The organism is Mesorhizobium sp. WSM4313 (genome assembly GCF_002294725.1).
Taxonomy (GTDB): domain Bacteria; phylum Pseudomonadota; class Alphaproteobacteria; order Rhizobiales; family Rhizobiaceae; genus Mesorhizobium.
In genome coordinates, this window is the sequence record NZ_NSFT01000005.1 from 245,048 (window position 1) to 265,929 (window position 20,882).

A 20,882-nucleotide genomic window follows, 5' to 3' on the forward strand; every position below is an offset into this window, starting at 1 on the left:
TGCGCTAGGCTTTGCCTTGATCTCTGGATTGATACGCATCGGCATTTGAGGTTGAGGATCCGATGATCGAGACGGCCGACGCCGAGCCGGAATATGACGACACCGCCATCCGCTTCCTCGAAGCGCTGTGGGGCGAGGGTTACCTGTCGCCCGGTGGCCCGGAGGAGGTCGACCGCGTGGTCGAAGGCCTCTCCCTCAAGGGCAAAACGATCCTCGATATCGGCTGCGGCGCCGGCGGCATCACGCTGCATCTGGCGGCAACGCACGGCGCTTCTCAGGCCACCGGCTTCGATGTCGAAAAGCCGGTGATCGAGACGGCGAGGCGAGGGGCGATCAGGCAGGGCCTCGATGACCGTGTCGGCTTCGTCCAGGCGCCGCCGGGGCCGCTGCCTTTCACCTACGCTTCCTTCGACGCCGTCTTCTCCAAAGACGCGCTGCTGCATGTGCCGGACAAGGACTCCCTGTTCGCCGCGATCTTTCGCGTGCTGAAGCCTGGCGGAGTGTTTGCCGCGTCGAACTGGATGATTTCGCATGACGGCGAGCCGTCGCCTCAGATGAGGGCCTACATCGCGGCCGAAGGGCTCTCCTTCGCCATGGCCTCGCCGGCGCGCTATGCCGAGGCGATGCGGAGCGCCGGCTTTACCGACATCATCATCCGCGACCGCAATCCATGGTACCGCGAGGTCGCGCGCGAAGAGCTTTCGCGGCTCAAGGGACCGCTCTACGCGCAGGCCGCGGCAGCGGTCGGCGCGGCCTATGTCGACAAGAACATCAAGACCTGGGAGGCGATGCAGAAGGTGCTTGACAGTGGCGAGCACCGCCCCACTCATCTGCGCGGTTGGAAGCCGGTCGGATAGCCGGCAATGCTGGAGATCGTCACACCCATGAAGACTGCAGAGGCGAGCGATGCTCTCCCCGAAACGGCGCGGAAAGGCGATGCCGAAAAGCGTGGCCGCAAGGCCTCGAAAGAGGTCCGGCGGCTGCAGCTGATCGAGGCGACGATCGATTCCCTGGCCAAGCGCGGCTATGCCGAAACGACGATGGCGGACGTGGCCGACGGCGCGGGCCTGTCGCGCGGCATCGTCAACTTCCATTTCGAGAGCAAGGAGAAGCTGCTGATCGCCACGCTGCAGCACATGTATGACGAATATTCGGCGCATTGGCGCACTTCCCTGCAGAAGGCAGGCGACGATCCGGCGAGACAGCTGCAGCATCTGGTATGGGCCGATTTCGATCGCTCGATCTGCAACAAGCGCAAGCTTGCCGCATGGCTCGCCTTCTGGGGCGAAGCCAAGTCACGGCCGACCTACCAGGCGCTGAGCAGCTCGCGCGACGCCTATTACCAGCAGGTCTTCATCGATCTCTGCACGACGCTCAAAGAGAGTGGCAACTACACCTATGACCCCCAGGTCATCGCGCTGGCGCTCAGCGCCATGCTCGAGGGCCTGTGGCTGCGGCTGATGATGGGGACCGAAGACACCACGCGCGAGACCGCATTGCAGGCGGCGAATGCGTTTTTGACCGCCGCCTTCCCGAAACACTATGGCTAGCGAGAACTGGGGCTAGCGAGAACTGGGGCTAGCAAAAGCCGGGGTCAGCAACAGCCGGCCAATAAGACCGGCAAACCAAAAGAGGATGGAACAGCATGAAGAAACTCAGCCGACGCCTGGCATTGACCCTGGCGCTTGGGAGCGCGCTCGCCGCTTCGGCGGCGGCGTTCGCGGTCGCCGCCGACAAGGATCTGATCGTCTTCGACTGGTCCGGCTATGAGGATCCGAGCTTCCACGGCAAGTATGTCGAGAAGAACGGCGATTCGCCGACCTTCGCCTTCTTCGGCGACGAGGACGAGGCGTTCGAAAAAATCCGCTCCGGCTTCAAGTCCGATCTCGGTCACCCGTGCTCGCAGAGCGTGGTGAAGTGGCGCGAGGCGGGGCTGCTGCAGCCGCTCGACACGTCCAAGATCGCAGGCTGGAAGGATCTCAACCCCGGCATCATGGCGATGAAGGACCTTGCCACGACGTCCGACGGCAAGGCCTGGTTCATGCCGTGGGACTGGGGCAATACCCAACTCACCTACAATTCCGACAAGATCGCCGCAAAGGACGTGCAGTCGCTGAAGGCGTTCGCCGATCCGAAATACAAGGGCAGGGTTTCGATCGGCGACAATGTCGACGACGCCTACGCGCTGGCCAGCCTCGCCATCGGGCTCAAGGACTGGACCAAGATGACGGACGACCAGTTCAAGCAGGCATCCGATTTCCTGCGCCAGGTGCACAAGAATGTGCGCTCCTACTGGACCGACACCACCGACATCGTGCAGCTGCTTTCTGGCGGCGAGGTCGACCTCGCCTGGGCCTGGAATGATGCGACCGTGCAGTCGGTCAAGGCCGGCGTGCCGATCAAATCCAAGAAGGACACCGACGAGGGCATCTCGACCTGGGTCTGCGGCTACGTGCTGTTCAAGGACGCGCCCGGCAACGTCGACAAAGCCTATGACTACCTCAACGCCGTCAACGATCCGGAAGTCGCCAAGGTGCTGGTCAAGGATTGGGGCTACGGCCAAGCCAATGCCAAGGGCATGGCCGGCGTCGATCCGGCGGTCCTGAAGGAAAAGGGCTACGATGACGTGGAAAAATGGGTCGACAAGACGCTGTTCCAGCAGCCGCTGCCCTCGGAGCTCAAGCTCAAGATGATCGCCGAATTCGAGAAAATCAAGGCCGGCTATTGAGCAGCGTCATCGAAAGGACCGACGTTGTCATCGTCGGTGCCGGCTTCACCGGCCTGTCCGCCGCGCTCGAATTGAAGCGCGCCGGCATCGATTTCCTTGTGCTCGAGGCGCGCGACCGCGTCGGCGGCAGGGTAGAGGCTGTGCGCAATGGGCTCGGCGAATTGGTCGACAGCGGCGGCCAGTTCTTGTGCGTGGACATGCCCGAAGTGATGGCGTTGGCGAGGGCCTACGGCAAGAGCTTCGTCGAGACCTATGTCGAGGGCGAATTCATCACCTACCCGTCGATGACGCCAGCGCGGGCGGAGCGGACCTATCATGTCGCGATGGCAATCCGCGAGCGCATGAACGGGATCGAGCCGGACGATCCGTCGATCGCCGGGTTGACCGTGGCGACATGGCTCGAGCACCAGGCCGACACGGCCGACGCCAAGGCAGCCTTCCGTTCGATGATCGAGGGCCTGTGGTGCCTGCCGCTGGACAAGGTGCCGTTGTGGTACCTCATCGACAATGATCGCCGCATCACCAACGAAGTGTTCGAGCTGCAGTATTTCCTGCGCGAGACGATGCAGTCGCTGGCCGATGATCTGGCAGCAGATCTCGGCGACCGCCTGCGGCTGGGAGAAGCCGCGACGCGGATCGAGCGCGGACGGCAAGGCATTCGCGTCGTCTCGCCCGGCGGTGTTGTCGAGGCGGGCGCAGCGCTGGTCGCCTTGCCGCCGGCGACGGCCGCGAAGCTCGATTTCACGCCGGCTTTGCCGGCGGAGCTCGCAAGCGCGCTCGGCGTCTGGGAAAGCGGCGCGGTGATCAAGATCCTGGTGCGTTACGCAAAGCCTTTTTGGCGCGAGCGCGACCTGTGCGGCATGGTCATGTGGCGCGACCAGCCGGGGCTGTTTGCCTGCGACGCCAGCACGGATGCCGACCATGCCGCGCTTGTCGTCTTCGTGGGCGGGCCGCTGGCGCTGCGCTGGCACCCGCTCGGCGAGGCGGCGTTGCGTGCGGAAATCACCGCGAGGCTTGTCCAAGCGCTCGGCCCGAGGGCCGCCGACATCGTCGATTTCAGCTCGCGCGACTGGACGCATGACCGCTGGAGCGGCGGCGCCTATAGCGACCTCATCGTCGACGTCACCGCGCGACATGCCGAGCGCGTCATCCTTGCCGGCGCGCCGCCCATCTATTTCGCCGCCTCGGAAGTGTCGCCGTCTTTCCCGGGCTATGTCGAAGGCGCGATCGTGGCGGGGCGCGTCGCTGCTGCAAAGATTCAGTCCGCCATCGCCACCAGCGCCTCGGGGTCGTAGGCGAGACGGATCGGCGCGCCGACCGGAATGTCGTCGGCGCCGAAATCGTTGGTCTCGGTCACCGAAAGCGGCTTTTCCAGTCCGGGGATCTCGACGATCAGATGCGTGATCTCACCGAAATAGTGGCGCTCGACGACCTTGCCGGCGACCTCGAATTTTGCTGACGCGTTGTCCCACAAAACACGCAGGCGTTCGGGCCGGATGCCAAGGGTCGCCGCGCCGCCATTGCGCACGAAAGCCCTTGGCTTGTCGGTCCTGACGCGGCCGAAGCCCAGCGTGTCGAGCACCAGCGAAGCGCCGTTTTCCTCGACGATCTCTGCCTTGACGAAATTCATGCCGCCGAGGAAGTCGGCGACCTGGCGGTTGACCGGGCGCTGATAGATCTCCTTCGGCGAAGCGACCTGCGCGATCTTGCCGCCGAACATCACCGCGATGCGGTCCGACATCGCCAAGGCCTCGTACTGGTCGTGCGTGACCAGCACGAAAGTGATGCCGACCGCCTGCTGCAAGCGGCGCAGTTCGACCTGCATCTGCTCGCGCAGCTTCTTGTCCAACGCCGAGAGCGGCTCATCGAGCAGCAGCACCTTGGGCCGCATGACCAGCGCGCGGGCCAAAGCGACGCGCTGGCGCTGGCCGCCGGAAAGCTCGGTGGCGCGGCGCTTGCCGAGACCGGTAAGCGAGACCTGCGCCAGCGCTTCCTCGACGCGGCGCCTCTCCGCGCCGGCGTCGAGCTTCAGCCGCTTCAGGCCGTAGGCGACATTCTGCTCGACATTGAGATGCGGGAAAATCGCATAGCTCTGGAAGACCATATTGGTCGGCCGGCGGTTGGCGGGAATGCCGTCCATCGGATGGCCGTCGACGGCGATGGAGCCGCTGGTCGGCGTGTCGAAGCCGGCGATCATGCGCAAAAGCGTGGTCTTGCCGCAGCCCGAGGGCCCGAGCAGGGAGAAGAACTCGCCCTCCCTGATCGCCAGCGAGGCATTGTCCAGCGCCTTGAACGATCCGTAGCTGCGGGTAACGTCGCGGATCTCGATCATGGTGCGATCGGTTTGGGTGCGCTCGGACTGGACCCGCTCAAGCATAGAGGCCTCCCTCGTTCTGGGTGCGTCTCGCCGCGCGGCGGCGCAGGATTTCGGCAATCGTCATCAACAGGAAGGACGCGAAGAGCAGCAAGGTGCCGAGCGCCAGCACGCCGGGAAGCTTGGCCGCAAACCGCAACTGGCCCCAGATGTAGATCGGCAGCGTCGCCTCGGTGCCGGTGAGGAAGAAGGCGATGATGAATTCGTCGAGCGAGATGGTGAAGCAGACGAGCAGGCTGGAGATGATCGCCGGCGCGACCATCGGCAACGTCACGCGCCGGAAGGTGCCGAACGCGCTCTCGCCGAGATCGGCCGAGGCCTCCTCGAGGCTGCGATCGAAACCCTCGAAACCGGAGGTCAGCACGGTCATCGAATAGGGAATGCAGACCAGCACATGGCCAAGCACCACCGTGAACAGCGACAGGCTCAAGCCCAACTGCAGCATGACCAGCAGCATCGAGATGGCGACGATCACCTCCGGCAGCACCAGCGGCGCCATGATCAGCCCGTTGATGGCGCGGCGGCCCGGGTAACGGTAGCGGGTGATCGAGCGGGCGGCGAGGATGCCCAGCACCGTCGACAGGATCGAGGCGGAGATGCCGACGATGAGGCTGTTCCAGGTGGCGTCGATCAGCGCCGGCGTGCGCGGCAGGTCTTCGTACCAGTGCAGCGTGACGCCCGAGAGCGGGAATTTGGGCGTCGCCGCCGTGTTGACCGAGAAGATCGGCAGGAAGACCACCGGCAGGTAAAGGAACAGCAGATAGAGGACGGCATAGCTCGACAGCCAGCCGGGCAGGTAACGTCTGATCGCCGTCATCGTGCCAGCCTCTGCAGGGCACGGAAGACCAGCACCGTGCCGCCGGCCATCAGCGAGACGATGATCATCGCGGTTACGGAAAGTGCTGCACCCAGCGGCCAGTTCGAAGCCTTGCCGAATTGCGCCTGGATGGCGTTGGCGATCATGACGCCGTCCTTGCCGCCGACGAGCTTCGGCGTGACGTAGTCGCCGACGGTCGGGATCATGACGATCAGCGCCGCCGAGATGACGCCGGGCGCCGACAGCGGCAGGGTGACGCGCAGGAAGGAGCGCAGCGGCCCGTCGCCGAGGTCGGTCGCCGCTTCGACCAGGGTCCGGTCGACTTTCTCCACCGAAACGAAGATCGGCAGGATCGCGAAGGTCGCCCAGGCATGGGTCAGCGTGATGATGACGGCGGTGGAATTATAGAGCAGCGCCGTCGACGGCTCGTCGATGATGCCGAGGCCCATCAGACCGGAGTTGAGCACGCCGTTATAGCCGAGGATCACCTTCCACGACATCACGCGCAGCAGGTAGCTGGTCCAGAACGGGATGGTGATGAGGAACAGCCACAGGCTCTTGTGGCGGCCGCCATGGAAGGAAATGAAATAGGCAATCGGATAGGCCAGAGCCACGGTCAACAGGCTGACGGTCAGCGAGATGTAGAGCGAGCGCCAGAGCAGGTCGCGGTAGATCGGCTCGGTCAGTGCGATCCGGTAATTCTCCAGCGTGAATGTGTGATCGATGGTGAGATAGTTCTGCGTCCAGAAAGAATGGGCGATGACCACCAGGATCGGCAGGACGAGGAGAATGAGGGCATAGACGAAGGTAGGACTGATCAGGGCAAAGCCCTGGATGGCTTCCGATTGCAGAAGGGGACGTCGCCTCGATCCCGCCATGCGCAACGGGGGCGACCCTTCCGCGGCAACCGTCATTGCAACGCTCCGGGCGTGATTTCGGTAGCTGGCTCGGACTGTCCCGCCATGCGCCTTCCCATTCGTGGCGCCGGCTGCCTGTTCCCGAATTATGCTTGGAGCGCGATCGCTCCCTGGCTTGCCGGCTTTCTTTCATCATGAGCGCATCCGCCGATTGAAATCAAGCGCTATTTCTGCGATATTGATTGAACGGATATTCAAAATGAAGTAATGAAAAGCTGAGTTTCCATGGTTTTCCGCGCAATTTGATATCCGGTGGAAATTCAAAAACCTGGCAGATGCGAGGCCAAAATGGCGGCTCAAAGCAAGATCAAGGCAAGCGAACTCATCGATGCCGGCGATGACGACGCGGTCGAGCTCGCCAAGCGCCATCTCTTGCAGCCCTGGCCCTATGCCGGCTCGGTCGGCAACGAGGCGCGCGCGCTGATCGGCGAGGGCCACGGCATCTACATCACCGACGCTTCCGGCAAGCGCCTCATCGACGGCCCGGCCGGCATGTGGTGCATCAATGTCGGCCATCGCCGCGAAGAGCTGGCCAAGGTCATGTACGACCAGGCGATGGCGCTCTCCTACAACACGCCTTGGTATACGATGAATGCGCCCTCGGCCGAGCTTGCCCGGCGCATCGCCGATGCGGCACCTGGCGATCTCAGCCACACCTTCTTCACCACCGGTGGCTCTTCGGCGGTGGAGACGGCGCTGCGCTTCATGCAGTTCTATAACAATGTGCGCGGACGGCCGGAGAAGAAGCTGATCCTCAGCCGTGGCGGCGCCTATCACGGCTCGACCTATCTGTCGGCCTCGCTCAACGGCCGGCCGCGTGACCGCGACTGGATGGACGGCGCCGACGATCTGGTGGTCAAATTGTCCTCGCCCGACCCGTTCCGGCGGCCGAAGGAGATGAGCATCGCCGCCTTCACCGATTTCCTGGTCGACCAGTTCCGCGACACCGTCGCGCGCGTCGGCGCGGAGCGCATCGGCGCTTTTGTCGGCGAACCGGTGCAGGCTTCTGGAGGCGTCATCGTGCCGCCGGACGGATATCTCAAGCGCATCCGCGAGATCTGCCGCGAGAACGACATCCTCTATGTCTCGGACGAGGTGGTGACCGGCTTCGGACGGCTCGGCCATATCTTTGCCTCAGGCGACGTGTTCGGCATTGACCCGGACATGATCACCTTCGCCAAGGGCGTCACATCGGGCTATTTCCCGCTCGGCGGCGTCATCATCTCCGAGCGCCTGCTCGAAGAGCTGCGCCGCTCCAACCATCCCGATGCGCTGTTCGGCCATGGGCTCACCTACACCAGCCATCCGATCGGCTGCGCCGTCGCGCTGAAGAATCTCGATCTTCTGGAAGAGGGCGTGCTCGCCCACACGCGCGAGATCGCGCCCTATTTCCAGGCACGACTGAAGACGCTGGAAGAGCTGTCGCTGGTCGGCGAGGTGCGTGGCGTCGGGCTGATGGCTTGCGTCGAATGCGTCGCCGACCGCGACAGCAAGGATCCGCTGCAGCTCGACAAGAATGTGGGCAAACGCATCGATGCGCATTGCCACGAGCTCGGGCTTCTGGTGCGGCCGCTGATCAACATGTGCGTGATGTCGCCGCCGCTGATCATCAGCCGCGAGCAGGTCGACGACATGGTGGCGATCCTGCGCGAAGGCATTTCACGCACCATGGATGATTTAAGGAAGGAAGGAGTCTGGCGGGGGTGACGGCCCTTTTTCTTCTCCCCGTGGAACGGGGAGAAGGTGCCCAACGGGCGGATGAGGGGCGGCACCGCCATTGGCGATTGCGGACGTGAAGGAACTGAGACGAGAGCCTCGCCGGCCTCCCGGGCCCGCCTACAGGGTTCAGTCATCCGATAGCTTTGTGAGGTGAGGGCAGCCAATCGCGAGACCTCGGCGCTGCCCCTCATCCGCCCTTCGGGCACCTTCTCCCCGTGGAACGGGGAGAAGGTGAGAGCTCATCCCCTCGACCGCAGCGCGTCGTTCAATCCCCACATGTCCTTTTCCTCGGGCGCCGTCTCCAGGTTCAGAACCGGGATCTGCCTGCGCAAATGGTCGTGGTGGGTGCGCACGCCGTATTCGAGGTCGGAGAGATAAAAGCCCTCGAAGGCTTCCGACAGCATGGATTCGTTCGACCACACCGAGAGCTGCACGTCTTCGTTCATGGTGTCGCGGTCGATGCGATAGGCGAGGTAGCGTGCCGCCGCCTGTTCGCGCGTCTCGTCCTTGTAGCGGTAGATGGCGCCGCGCAGCAGCGTCTCGCCGGTCGACAGCGGGAACTCCTGATAGAACTGGACGGATTCCGGCATGATCGACAGCGCGTTGTTGGGGAAGATGCCGTAATAGATCCAAGCCTTGCGTAGATGCTCCGGCAGATGCGTGGCCTCGGGCGCGAGCTTGATGTACTCGCGAACGCTCCAGCGCCGCCCGGCATGCTGATTGTAGGTGGCGAAGGACCGCGACACGCCGTTGATGAAGGGCTCGTCAAAATAGGTCGCGCCATAGAGGTCCTGCAGCGCCGGATGGGCCATGGCGACGTGGTAGCCTTCATTGTCGACGTCGCGCACCGACTTCCAGTTGACCGGCGATTTCTGGGTCCAGATGCCCCAGGACGGGACCATGTCGGCGACATTGTAATGCGCCATCTCGGCCTCGATCGGCTTCAGCAGCTCGGCCACCGAAGGCTGCGGGCCGCCCTTGCGGAAGCGGATGAAAATAAAGCCCATCCAGATTTCGAGGTCGAGCGGCATCAGGCCGAACTCGGTCTTGTCGAGCTCGGGGAACGAGCCCGGACGGGCAGCACCGCGCAGCGTGCCATCGAGATTGTAGACCCAGCCATGGAACGGGCACACCAGCGCGTTCTTGCAGGTGCCCTGGCTGTCGGCGACGACGCGGCTGCCGCGGTGGCGGCACATGTTGTTGAAGGCGCGCACGACGCCGTCCTTGCCGCGCACGATCAGGGCGCGCTCGCCGACGACATCCATGGTCAGATAGTCGCCCGGATTCGGCACGTCGGAGACATGGCCGGCAATCTGCCAGTGGTTGCGGAAGACGTACTCCTTCTCAAGCTCGAGAAGGGCGTTGGAATGGTAACTCCACCCCGGCAGACCCCGCCGGTCCCAATCGTTGGGGATCGCCACGTCACGGAGGTGCGGGTTCATGGATATATTCTGCTTTTTGTTGAATACTCATTCAATATAAGCATATTTTGCGTTGGAATGCAACGGCTTGCGGAAATGTGAAAATTCCATGGCGGCAAATCCGGCCCTGCCCGGGCTGGAAAAATCCCGGAAAATCCGGGTCTTAATTGAGGAAGCGGGACGGCAATTCAGAAGGCGGATGCCCGTCTCGGAGAAGGCCTGTTTTGACGGTCACGGGCGTGCGTAGACAGCGGCGGAGCGCTCGATTCAGGCGTTGCTGTGTGAGGCTGTTTACAGTCGGGCCGGCACGGCAGGCGCATATCTGCGCCGACCATTTCGATGGCCGCTCGAATGGTTGCCTCGGATTGGGAAGGCTGGCGCGTCCGGCATCTGTTTCAATCCTGTTACACAGGCAATCATCGCCGACCATCCGGCAGTTACCTGGTGCGATTATGTTCGTTTCATAACCAAAAAGAAAGATAACGAAGGGAACAACCGATGTTTGCGAAAGTTCGCACCACCTATGCCAATCGCCGCCTGCATGGACCGCAACGCAATGACCGCCGGCCGAAGCTTGCGCTGCGGCAGCGCGCCAGCGACCATCCGATGGCGATGTTCATGCTGATCGGCGCCTGCGCCTTTGTCGCCATGCTGGCCGCGCCTGCCTCAGGGCCGGCTTTCGCCTCGATCAATCCGCCGGCCAATGTCGTCGAGGGCGCGCAGACCACGCTCAAGACCGCCCGCCTGCCGGAATCCACGATCGACTTTGCCTGCAAGGGTCAGAACTGGGGCGCCGAGAGCCTCGAGTGCCTGCGCGCCATCGCCGAGCAATCCGGCCAGCACAGGGAGCGCGCGGTGCGCATGATCGCCAACGCCGCGCCGCTCACCAACACGCCGAACGTTTTTTAAGACCTCCCCTGAGCGCGCCCTCCTGCGCTCCAGTCAGGCTCCCGCCGTGGAAATCGGTCGGGAGCCTCTTTTTTCGGCTCCGTCGATATTCAGGTGAGGCTGGTCTGCAAATGGCGGCTTCCTGTGCTTCCGGTACTCACGTACTTAAAGTACGTTCCGTTCCGGTTCTCGGAAGTCACCATTTTCGACTCAGCCTGACCTGAATCTCGACGAAGCCGGCAACGGCGAGTTTAGGTTTAGATTCCGCCTACCTGGTGGTCCCAGGCTAACCTGCTCAGATATGGGCGCCGTTGTCGGCGGCGGCTTCGTCGGCAATGGCCGAGAGGATGCCGCGGACGTCGAGCGTCGAGAATGGCTTTTCCAGGATGTGCGGGCGCTGCTGCGGCGGCAGCGCTTCGATTTCCGCCTTGGCACCGATCAGATCGCCGGTGACCAGCACGAAGCGCTGCGCCAGCGCGGGCCGCTGAGCAAGCAGTTCGCGGTAGATCGCAATGCCGCTGATGCCCGGCATGCGCAGATCGGAAAAAACGATGTCCGGCGGCATGTAGCCGTTCAACACGTCGGCCGCCGATGTCCAGCTTGCCACGACGCGCGACTTCACGCCCATCAGCTCGAGTATGTCGGACAACGAGCCGGCGACGTCCGGCTCGTCGTCGATCACCAGCGCGTGGCGCAGCCCGCTCGAACGCGCCGGACCTTCGCCGGGCGCGGCGCTGCCGCCCGCGATCGCCGGCAACTGCACGACGAAGCGCGCACCTTGCGGCTCGACCTCCTCGAACCAGATGTTGCCTTTGTGGCGCTCGACGATCGATTTCGAGATCGACAGGCCGATGCCGGTGCCGACGCCGACCGGCTTGGTGGTGAAATAGGATTCGAAGATGCGCGAGCGGATCGCCGCGGGGATGCCCGGGCCGTTGTCCTCGACGGAGAAGCCCGGATTGCCGTGCTCGTTGCGGAACGTCCGCACCTTGATGCGCCGTTCGCCGGCGATGCCGGCCAGCGCATGCTGGCTGTTGATGAGGAAGTTTGCCGCGACCTGCGTGATGTGGTCGGCGTCGGCCATGGCAAGCAGCGGCCCGCCGGTGAAATCGGTGTCGATGATGATGCCGCTGGAGCGCGCGCCATAGGCGGTGACTTCGAGCGCCGAGCGCACCACCTGGTTGAGATCGGTCTCGGCCTGCTCGGTCGGGTGCAGTCGCACCATCGACAGGAAGCTCTTGACGATGCGGCCGCAACGCTCGGCGGCGGCGCGCACTTTCTCGGCGCGGACCTTGGTCTGCGGATCGCCGGCGAATTCGTGCAGCAGCGTCGACTGCGCCACAACCACCGCAAGCGGGTTGTTGAGCTCATGCGAGACGCCGGCAAGCAGCGAGCCCATCGCCGCCATCTTTTCGTTCTGGTGCAGCTTCTCGCGCTGACGATTGATCTCTTCCTCGGCCTGCAGCTTTTCGCGCAAGTCGCGGATCGAGCCGAAGATCAGGCGGCGGTCGGCAACCCGCATCTCGGTCGCCGTCAGCTCGATCGGGAAAATCTCGCCGGCAGCGTTCTGCGTGACGGTCTCCAGCCGCTGGCCGACCATCGGCGCGCCGCGGCCAGCCATGTATTCGGCGCCAGAGGCATAGCCTTTGCGGTAGTATAGCGGAACGATGGTATCGAGCAGGTCCTTGCCGAGGATTGCGCTGCGCTGGAAGCCGAACATCTTCTCGGCGGCCGGATTGAATTCGATGATCGAACCCGTCTCGTCGATGACGATGATGGCGTCCAGTGAGGCCTGCAGCATGGTGCGGCGGATCACTTCACTGGCATGCGCTTCCGATGGCGAGCGCTCGATGGCGTCGCCGATCGCCAAAGCGATGATGTGCAGCGTCGCCTCTTCCTCATCCGTCCATTCGCGCTCAGCGATGCAGTCATTGATGGCCAGCGTGCCCCAAAGGTGGCCATGCGCGAACACGGAGACGGACAGGAACGACTTGATGTTCTGCTTCTCGAAATCGGCCCGCAGGAAACCCTCGAGGTCGCGCGTGTGGCCGGAGAAAATCTTGCCTTGCCGCTCGTCCTCCTGCAACTGCTCCAGCAGCGAGTCCGAGTTGATGATCGACTGCATGATCACCGTAGGCGAGGCCAGCTCGCCGCCGAAGTCAGGGTCGATCCAATAAGCGGCGACGGACTGGGCGAAGCCTTCGCCCGGCAATTCACGCAGGCGGAAGAGAATGCCGCGCTGGCAATCCATCTTGCGGCACATCGTCCCTAGTATGTCGTCCATCTCGCGCTGCCAGTCGCCTGCCTCGCGCAGGCGGCGCACGACATGGACAGCCGCCATGGCGGCGCCGCCCGGACGCGAGCCATTCGTATCGGTGCGTGCTGCATCAGCAGTCATGGTCATCCAAGGCCCGGACGTCGGTCGTTCAGAGCGTCCCTCCGTTCCACGGAAACGGCGAACCGCTCTACCGCTTTGTTTTGACGCAATTCCGGACGGAAGGCTACGGCCAAGGCGCCGAGCCTAGCCGTTTCATGCCATTCCCGGAATGCTCTAGTTGGCGTCGCCGCTCGGCAGCGAGAAGATATAGCCTTCGCCGCGCACCGTGCGCAGGAATTTCGGATTGGCGGGGTCGGCCTCGATCTTCTTTCGCAACCGCATGATGCGGATGTCGACCGCGCGCGAGGATTCCGGATCCTCGACGAAGCCGATCGCTTCCGAAATCGCCGCTCGCGTCAGAAGCCGGTTGGCGCGGGTGAGAAAAACCTCGAGCACGTCGAACTCGCTTTTGGCCATCTCGATCACCGCGCCATTGGCGCCGATGACCAGACGGCCGTCGAAATCGGCCTGGAAGCCGCCGAAATTCACGAAACGGCGATTTGCGGTTTCGGCCTTCGCCGGCTGCGGCTCGGCCGGCTGCGGCACGCGGCGCAGCACGCTGCGCACCCGCGCCAGCACCTCGCGCAATTCGTACGGCTTGACGATATAATCGTCGGCGCCGAGCTCCAGCCCGACGATGCGGTCGAGCGCGGTGCCGGCGGCCGTGGCGTAGATGACGCCGATCTGCGTTTTCGAACGCAGCCAGCGGCCGAGCGACAGCCCGTCCTCGCCAGGCATGGCGATGTCGAGAATGGCGAGGTGGAAGGACTGCGCCTCGAAAAGCGCGCGCGCGGCGGCCGCATTCTCGGCCGTCACGACGTCATAGCCGCTGGCGCCGAGATATTCGGCCACAGCCTCCCTCAGATCCGGTTCGTCCTCGACGACGATGATGCGTGCCTTCACGACGAGCTCGCTCCCGCTTTCAGCGGAAAGTAGATTGGGTATAAACATGATGTCCAGCACTCATCTCGAGTTGTCTGTGGCGGGGTGAAGAAAATGGCCGCACGATCCGTCATTGCGCTTGTGTCCGTCGCCGAGGTGGTGGCCAAAAATCTCGCCGATCATCTCGAACGGCGCGGGCACGATGTGCGTCAGGCGCGCCAGCCCTGGGAGGCGGAGACGCTGCTTTCGGCCGGCGGCATCGATGTCGTGGTCGTCGGCGACGACGTCACCCAGGCCGAAGGCCGCGAACTGCTCAGGCGTTACAGCAGTCAGGGCGGGGGTGGCGAGGGCGGTCCCGACTTCATCCTGATCTGCCGGCCGCGCGACCTCGTCGACAAGGTGCTGGCGCTCGAGCTGGGTGCCGCCGACGTGATCGAAAGCCCGCTCAACGTGCGCGAGCTTGCCGCGCGCATCGGCGGCCTGCTGATGAGACGCGGCAGGGCCGGCGGCGAGCTGGTCGTACTGGAAAACGCCACCGTCGACCTGCGGTCGGCCATGGTGATGCATCGCTCGGGCGCGGAGGAGCAGCTTTCCCCGGGCCAGGTGGCGCTGCTCAAGCTGTTCCTGGCCAGCCCGCGCAAGGTGCTGACGCGCGACGATATCATTGCCGCGGCGCCGGCGGAGAATGCAGATGCTTTCGACCGTTCGATCGATTCGCGCATCGTGCGGCTGCGCCGCAAGCTCGACACCGAGACCATCACCACCATCAGGGGTGCCGGCTATCGTTTCGATCCGCCGGTTCCACGCAACGAGTAAGCTTTGATCAGCGAGGCTTTTGAGCATCGGATTCCCCAAAGCGGTGGTCATTTTGGGTCCGACAACGCCTGGCGTTCAGCGCACGACGATGACAGAGGGTCCAGTTGGAACGTTCGCGCTGACGGTTATCTCGGCCTGGGCGCGCTCCTTTAGCAACACCGTCGCAAGAGCGGCAAAGCCCAGCAAACCCTGCGCGTAAAGCAGCGCTGAAAGCACCGAGGCGGCAAGTTTCGTCTTCATCTCTTCAAATCCTCGATCTCGAAATCGGGCTTCAGGAAACTCCCGAAGCGCCCGCGCCGCTGACGGAGCCCCCCGCTGCGGCGCGGGCCTTCGGTCCTCTCGGCAGCAAGTAGCCGGAGGGGCCGCGCGTCCTCATCAACCGGAGGCCGACCCGCCAGAAGGCCTTCAGCCGGTGGACGCGCAGGCTGGACAAAATCCAGACCGTGGCGATGAACAGAGCCATGTGCAGCGTCGAAACCTCGCCGGAAGTCATCGCCGCCAGCGTCGTCGCCGGCTTGCCGGCTACCGAGTCGGCGCCGCCGAGCACGATCGCCGCGACGCTGATCCTGGGAAACCAGGAGCGGAGTTTCGATTTCCTGCCCATTTTCGTTTGTGGATGTCTGTTCCCGTTGCGTCAAATTTGATGCCGGCCTGTATCCAAATCATGCCGCCGGAGACGCACTTTGTTGCAAATCGGTTTCGAAAGTGGGTCCTAGTCTTTCATATACATATGAAATGAACTTTCGTTTCTGGCCGAAGCCGATTGTGCGACGCCTGGCCGCCACTCTCGCAAAGGTCCGCAGTACTGCTCAACCGGCCTCGCTGTTAATTTGCAGAAACGAATTCGAAACAGAAACGAGTATTAAGCGAAATAGGTCTGAAACGGACGAGCACGATAAGGCCCCATCGAAATTGAAGCCGGACACAACGGCAAAAAACAGAGGGATCATCATGCACTCCGCCAATTCCGCCAAGCTCATCAACATCACCGCCGCCGCGCTCACCGGCGCGGCGCTGCTCTTCGGCGCCGGCAACGCCGCCCATGCCAACCAGATCGTCGCCAAGGTTTCGCTGTCGCAGCAGATCATGGAAGTCACGGTCGATGGCCGCCCGACCTATATCTGGAAGGTGTCGACCGGCGACAAAAGGCACATCACGCCGACCGGCTCGTTCAAGCCGACCCGCCTGCATGAGATGTGGTATTCGAAAAAATACGACAACGCGCCGATGCCGCATTCGGTGTTTTTCAGCGGCGGCTACGCGGTCCACGCCACCTATGCCGTCAGCCGTCTCGGCCGCCCCGCTTCGCATGGCTGCGTGCGGCTGCATCCCGATGCTGCGGCCGATTTCTATCAGTTGGTCGAGGCCTTCGGCCCCGGCAACACCAGCATCGTCATTGTCAAGTAAGGCTTGGCCAAGTAACCGGCTGGGTAAGAGTAGCAGGCAGGTTGCCGCCTTCCACCGATCGCGAAGCTGTGAGGCAGCCGCCAAAAAAAGAGGCCGGAAAATTCCGGCCTCTTTTGTTTTTCGCTTCGGTTGTCGTCTCAGCTCGGCAGCGCCGGCATCAGATTCGGATCGGGCTTCTCGGCGAGATGCGGCAGGTCCTTGCTGGCGATGAAGGTGTAGAACATCGGCACGACGAAGAGCGTGAACATGGTGCCGACCAGGATGCCGGTGAAGATGACCAGGCCCATCGAATAGCGCGCGGCTGCACCGGCGCCGCTGGAGACGATCAGCGGCACGACGCCGAGCGCCATGGCCGCCGTGGTCATCAGGATCGGCCGCAGGCGCACCTTGGCCGAAGCGATGATGGCGTCGCGGCGCCGCATGCCATGGATTTCACGCTGCTGGTTGGCGAATTCCACCAGCAGAATGCCGTGCTTGGTAATCAGGCCGATCAGCGTGATCAGGCCGACCTGGGTGTAGATGTTCAGCGTCCCCAGGCCGATGTTGAGCGGCACGATCGCGCCGAAGATCGACAGCGGCACCGCCATCATGATGATAAGCGGATCGCGGAAGCTCTCGAACTGGGCCGCCAGCACCAGATAGATCACGATCACCGCCGCCGCGAAGGCGATCAGGATGGTGTTGCCCTGCTCCTTCTCCTGCCGCGACTGGCCGGAATAGTCGACGAAGAAGGTGTCGGGCAGGGTCTCCTTAGCGAGATCCTCCAGCACCTTCAGTCCGTCGCCGGTGGTCACGCCAGGCAGAGGCAAGGCCGAGATCGTCGAGGAGTTCAGCTGGTTGAACTGCTCGATGGCCGCCGGCGAGGCATTGGTCGAGATCTTTACGACCGCCGACAGCGGCACCATCTTGCCGTCGACACTGCGCACGAAATACTCGCCGAGCTTGTCGGGATTGTCGCGGAATTCCTGCGGCACCTGCGGAATGATGTCGTAGCTGTTGGAGTCGCGGTCGAACTGCGCCACTTCGGAGCCGCCCACAAGCAGCGTTAGCGTATTGCCGATATCGGCGATCGGCAGGTTCAATGCTGCTGCGCGCTCGCGATCGATGGTCACGGTCACCTGCGGCGCATCGTAAGACATCGAGTTCTGCACGACGATGAAGCGGCCGGAAGCCTGCGCCTTGCTCTTGATCTTCTCCGCCTGCTCGAAGACCTCCGAGGGAGCTCCGGTGGAGCGCACCACCATGGAAATCGGCAGGCCGCCGCCGGAGCCGGGCAGCGTCGGCGGCGCGAAGACGAAGGCTTCGACGCCAGCGACCTTGGCGAGGCGGCCCTGAATGTCGGCCTGGAGCTCCTTCGAACTGCGCTTGCGCTCTGCCCAGTCCTTGAAGGCGAAGCCGACGAAGGCGCCGTTGGTCGCGCCGCCGAAGGCGACGGCAGAGAATTGCGCCCTGGTCTCGGGAATGTCCTTCACCAGGCCAAGCATCTGGTTGACGTAGGCCTCGGTGTAATCCGATGTCGCATAGCGCGGCGCGGTGACGATCGAGAGCAGGAAACCCTGATCTTCTTCCGGCGCCAGCTCCGTCGAAGTCTTGGTGAACATGAAGCCGGTCAGCGCCACGAGAGCGACGACGATGATCAGCGTCACCGGGCGGTTCCTGAGCGAAGCGGTGACCGCCCGTTCGTAGACGCGCTCGACGCGGCTGAAGGTTCCGTCGACAATCCGCTGGAAGCGGCCGTGCTGGCCCGGCTTCAGCAGGCGAGCGGACATCATCGGCGTGATGGTCATGGCGATCACGCCCGACAACACCACGGAGCCGGCCAGCGTCACCGCGAATTCGCGGAACAGCGCGCCGGTGAGGCCGCCGGTGAAGGCAAGCGGGGCGAACACGGCGGCCAGCGTGATGGTCATCGCCACGATGGCCGTCGCGATCTCGCGCATGCCGTTGAAGGCCGCCTGCATCGGCGACATGCCGTCTTCCTCCATGTGGCGGTGGATGTTCTCCACCACCACGATGGCGTCGTCGACGACAAGGCCGATCGCCAGCACCATGGCCAGCAGCGACAGAAGGTTGATCGAATAACCGACCGCAAACAGGATGAAGCAGACGCCGATCAGCGATAGCGGGATCGTCACGATCGGCATCATCACCGAGCGGAACGAGCCCAGGAACAGGAGGATGACCACGATGACGATGGCGACGGCTTCGCCGATGGTCTTGAACACTTCCTCGATCGAGGCGCTGATCTGGCCAGTGGCGTCGTAGACGACCTCGATCGTCATGCCTTTCGGCAGCGTCTCCTGGATCTGCGGCACGAGCCGGGTGACCGCGGCGGCGGTCGTCAGCGGGTTGGCCGCAGGCGTCGGGAAGATGGCCAGGAAGGTTCCCGGCTTGCCGTTGAAGCTCACCCTGGTGTCGGTGTTTTTCGCGCCGAGCTCGACATGCGCGACGTCGCGCAGGCGCACCACCTGGCCATCCGTCGAGCGTATCGGGAGCTGGGCGAAGGCCTCAGGCGTCTGCAGGGTCGAATGCACGGTGATCGAGGAGACCACATATTCGTTCTCGGTGTTGCCGGGCGCCGACAGGAAGTTCGAGTTGTTGATCGCGGTCAGCACGTCCACGGCGGTGGCGCCGCGGGCGGCAAGCCTGATCGGGTCGATCCAGACGCGCATGGAATATTCCTGGGCGCCGAAGATCTGGACGTCGGCGACACCTTCCACGGTCGAGATGCGAGGCCGGATGACGCGCTCGATATATTCGGTGAGCTGCTCCTTCGTCATGTTCGGGTTCTGCATCGAGATGTACATCATCGCGAACTGCTGGCCGGTGCCCTTGACGATCACCGGATCCTTGGATGCGTCCGGCAAGGTGCCGCGCACGCCCTGGACCTTGGACAGCACCTCTGCCAGCGCAACGTCCGGATTGGAGCCGAGCTTCATCTGCACCGTGACCGTGCTCGAGGACGGACGGCTGGACGAGGTGACGTAGTCGATGTTTTCGGTCGAGGCGACGGCGCGCGCGATCGGGGCCGATATGAAGCCCTGGATCAGGTCGGCACTGGCGCCGGGATAGGCCGTGGTGATGGTGATCGCCGTCTCGTCAACCTTAGGATATTGACGGATCGACAGGCCGAAGATGCCCTGGAAACCGAGCAGCAGGATCAGGCAGGCCAGCACCGTCGACAGCACGGGCCGGCGGATGAAAAGGTCGGAAAAGCTCATTGCTGAACCTGTTTGTTCGCCGATTTGCTGGGATCGATGGTGTTGTCGACGGCAACCGACATGCCGTTGAAGAGCCGGTTCTGGCCGGCCGTGACGACCTGGTCGCCGTCCTTGAGGCCCTCGACGATCTCAACCATGCCGTTGTTGCGGCGGCCGAGCTTGACGAAGACCTGCGAGATGGTGAGCGCAGGCTGCTGCGCGGCCTCGGCCGGCTTGGCGGCGTCGCCGGCCGCTTTGTCGGCCGGCTTCGCGTCCGCCGGCTTTGCGGCGTTGTCGGCTGGCTTGGTGGCGTCCGCCTGCGGCTTGACGGCATCGCCGGCCGCCTTATCGGCGCTAACCTTCTGCTCATCCGGCTTCGCCGGCGCGGCAGCGGCTGCGGGCTTCGCCGGCTCGACCACGAAGACATAATCGCCATAGAGGCTGGTCGTCACCGCCGTCTGCGGCACGGAAATGACATTGTTTTCCTGCGGCAGCTCGACACGGATCTGGACGAACTGGCCAGGCGTCAGCTTGCCTTCCGGATTGGCGACCTCGCCGCGAATCGAGACCAGCCGGCTGGCGGGATCGATCTTGGGGTCGATGCCGCGAATGGAGCCGGCAAATGACATATCGGCGAGATTGGTGCCGAGCTTGATGGTCTGGCCGATCTTAAGCAGCGGCAGCTGCTGTTCGGGTACCGTGAAGTCGACCCGCATCGTGTCCAGGTCCTGGATCGTCACCACCGCATTGCCTGGCGCCAGATACTGGCCGATGTCGATCTTCGGGATACCGACCGTGCCGCCGAAGGGTGCGGATAATTGCTTCTGATCGAGCACCGCCTGCAGCTTGTTGACCTGCGCGGCCGAGGCGTCCGCCGCGGCACGCGCAGCGTCAAGCGTCGCGTCGGTGCCGACGCCGCGCCGCTGTAATTCGATCGCGCGGGTCAGCGCCGCCTGGTCCGAGGCGGCCTGCGCCTTCTGCGCCACCAGATCGGCTTTCTCGACGGCATCGTCGAGCTGCACCAGCACCGCGTCGGCGGCAACCTTCTGGTTTGCGTGGAAAAGGATGTCCCTGACGATGCCGCTCGTCTCGAGGGTGAGATCGACGCCTCGCACGGCGTTGACGGTGCCGATGGCCTCGATGCCGGGGGTCCATACCGAAGGCTTGACCGTCACTGTCGAGACCGTCGCGGCCGGCGGCTTCATGGTAGCGAAATACTGCTTGATGCCGGCGTCGCGCATGAAGTTGAAACCAACGATGCCGACGCACACCAAGGCAAGCAGCAGCAAAAATCCGGCGATGATGAAAAAGCGCTTCACGGATGGTCCCCTCGAGC

The 20,882-nt window shown here is 63.5% G+C and carries 18 protein-coding genes; 8 read left to right on the plus strand and 10 right to left on the minus strand.

Annotated features, from left to right (window positions below):
* Positions 1 to 62: 62 nt before the first annotated feature.
* The 4 genes from CK219_RS14320 (at position 63) to CK219_RS14335 (ending at position 4,023) form a co-directional block, all read left to right on the plus strand.
* Positions 63 to 857: a methyltransferase domain-containing protein gene (locus tag CK219_RS14320; protein ID WP_095767394.1), complete on the plus strand. Its 795-nt coding sequence runs from the start codon at positions 63 to 65 to the stop codon at positions 855 to 857.
* Between the two features lie 6 nt (positions 858 to 863).
* Positions 864 to 1,550 (plus strand): transcriptional regulator BetI, encoded by a 687-nt coding sequence (gene betI / locus CK219_RS14325; RefSeq protein WP_095767395.1) that lies wholly within the window; start codon positions 864 to 866, stop codon positions 1,548 to 1,550.
* Positions 1,551 to 1,645: 95 nt separating this feature from the next.
* On the plus strand, positions 1,646 to 2,728 hold the full coding sequence (locus CK219_RS14330; RefSeq protein ID WP_095767396.1) for an ABC transporter substrate-binding protein: 1,083 nt from the start codon (positions 1,646 to 1,648) through the stop codon (positions 2,726 to 2,728).
* The gene (locus CK219_RS14335) at positions 2,725 to 4,023 is read left to right on the plus strand and encodes a flavin monoamine oxidase family protein (protein ID WP_095767397.1); all 1,299 of its coding nucleotides are present in this window, start codon (positions 2,725 to 2,727) and stop codon (positions 4,021 to 4,023) included. Before CK219_RS14330 ends, CK219_RS14335 begins: the two co-directional genes overlap by 4 nt.
* Here CK219_RS14335 and CK219_RS14340 read toward each other — a convergent pair.
* The 3 genes from CK219_RS14340 to CK219_RS14350 are packed head-to-tail and all read right to left on the minus strand — an operon-like array spanning position 3,987 to position 6,833.
* Positions 3,987 to 5,060, minus strand: coding sequence for an ABC transporter ATP-binding protein (locus tag CK219_RS14340; RefSeq protein WP_095767398.1), 1,074 nt, complete (start codon positions 5,058 to 5,060; stop codon positions 3,987 to 3,989). The two genes, CK219_RS14335 and CK219_RS14340, sit on opposite strands and share 37 nt — an antisense overlap.
* A 37-nt stretch (positions 5,061 to 5,097) precedes the next feature.
* Positions 5,098 to 5,919, minus strand: coding sequence for an ABC transporter permease (locus CK219_RS14345; protein ID WP_095767399.1), 822 nt, complete (start codon positions 5,917 to 5,919; stop codon positions 5,098 to 5,100).
* Positions 5,916 to 6,833 carry an ABC transporter permease gene (locus CK219_RS14350; RefSeq protein ID WP_095767400.1) on the minus strand — a complete coding sequence of 306 codons (918 nt, stop codon included), beginning with the start codon at positions 6,831 to 6,833 and terminating at the stop codon, positions 5,916 to 5,918. Before CK219_RS14350 ends, CK219_RS14345 begins: the two co-directional genes overlap by 4 nt.
* Positions 6,834 to 7,124: 291 nt before the next feature.
* Between CK219_RS14350 and CK219_RS14355 the strand changes: the two genes are divergently transcribed.
* Positions 7,125 to 8,543, plus strand: a complete 1,419-nt coding sequence (locus CK219_RS14355; protein ID WP_095767401.1) for an aminotransferase — start codon at positions 7,125 to 7,127, stop codon at positions 8,541 to 8,543.
* 251 nt (positions 8,544 to 8,794) lie between these two features.
* On the opposite strand, the gene CK219_RS14360 is transcribed toward CK219_RS14355, so the two are convergent.
* Positions 8,795 to 9,997, minus strand: coding sequence for an aromatic ring-hydroxylating dioxygenase subunit alpha (locus CK219_RS14360; RefSeq protein ID WP_095767402.1), 1,203 nt, complete (start codon positions 9,995 to 9,997; stop codon positions 8,795 to 8,797).
* Positions 9,998 to 10,474: 477 nt separating this feature from the next.
* On the opposite strand from CK219_RS14360, the gene CK219_RS14365 reads away from it, so the two are divergent.
* Positions 10,475 to 10,885, plus strand: coding sequence for a hypothetical protein (locus CK219_RS14365; protein ID WP_095767403.1), 411 nt, complete (start codon positions 10,475 to 10,477; stop codon positions 10,883 to 10,885).
* 274 nt (positions 10,886 to 11,159) lie between these two features.
* Here CK219_RS14365 and CK219_RS14370 read toward each other — a convergent pair whose 3' ends face one another.
* Positions 11,160 to 13,262, minus strand: coding sequence for an ATP-binding protein (locus CK219_RS14370; protein WP_176477013.1), 2,103 nt, complete (start codon positions 13,260 to 13,262; stop codon positions 11,160 to 11,162).
* A 153-nt stretch (positions 13,263 to 13,415) separates the two neighbouring features.
* Positions 13,416 to 14,144: a response regulator transcription factor gene (locus CK219_RS14375; RefSeq protein ID WP_224545631.1), complete on the minus strand. Its 729-nt coding sequence runs from the start codon at positions 14,142 to 14,144 to the stop codon at positions 13,416 to 13,418.
* A gap of 93 nt (positions 14,145 to 14,237) precedes the next feature.
* On the opposite strand from CK219_RS14375, the gene CK219_RS14380 reads away from it, so the two are divergent.
* A complete protein-coding gene (locus tag CK219_RS14380) occupies positions 14,238 to 14,939 on the plus strand; it encodes a response regulator transcription factor (protein ID WP_095767404.1) in 702 nt (233 codons plus the stop codon).
* A gap of 75 nt (positions 14,940 to 15,014) precedes the next feature.
* On the opposite strand, the gene CK219_RS31685 is transcribed toward CK219_RS14380, so the two are convergent.
* Entirely contained in the window at positions 15,015 to 15,179 is a 165-nt protein-coding gene (locus tag CK219_RS31685) for a hypothetical protein (protein ID WP_095767405.1), read from the minus strand.
* Between the two features lie 31 nt (positions 15,180 to 15,210).
* A complete protein-coding gene (locus tag CK219_RS14390) occupies positions 15,211 to 15,543 on the minus strand; it encodes a hypothetical protein (protein ID WP_095767406.1) in 333 nt (110 codons plus the stop codon).
* A 347-nt stretch (positions 15,544 to 15,890) separates the two neighbouring features.
* Between CK219_RS14390 and CK219_RS14395 the strand changes: the two genes are divergently transcribed.
* A complete protein-coding gene (locus CK219_RS14395; RefSeq protein WP_095767557.1) occupies positions 15,891 to 16,346 on the plus strand; it encodes a L,D-transpeptidase in 456 nt (151 codons plus the stop codon).
* A gap of 137 nt (positions 16,347 to 16,483) precedes the next feature.
* On the opposite strand, the gene CK219_RS14400 is transcribed toward CK219_RS14395, so the two are convergent.
* On the minus strand, positions 16,484 to 19,567 hold the full coding sequence (locus CK219_RS14400) for an efflux RND transporter permease subunit (RefSeq protein WP_095767407.1): 3,084 nt from the start codon (positions 19,565 to 19,567) through the stop codon (positions 16,484 to 16,486).
* Positions 19,564 to 20,865 (minus strand): efflux RND transporter periplasmic adaptor subunit, encoded by a 1,302-nt coding sequence (locus CK219_RS14405; RefSeq protein ID WP_245340477.1) that lies wholly within the window; start codon positions 20,863 to 20,865, stop codon positions 19,564 to 19,566. The genes CK219_RS14400 and CK219_RS14405 overlap by 4 nt, the downstream gene beginning before the upstream one ends.
* Between the last annotated feature and the right edge of the window lie 17 nt (positions 20,866 to 20,882).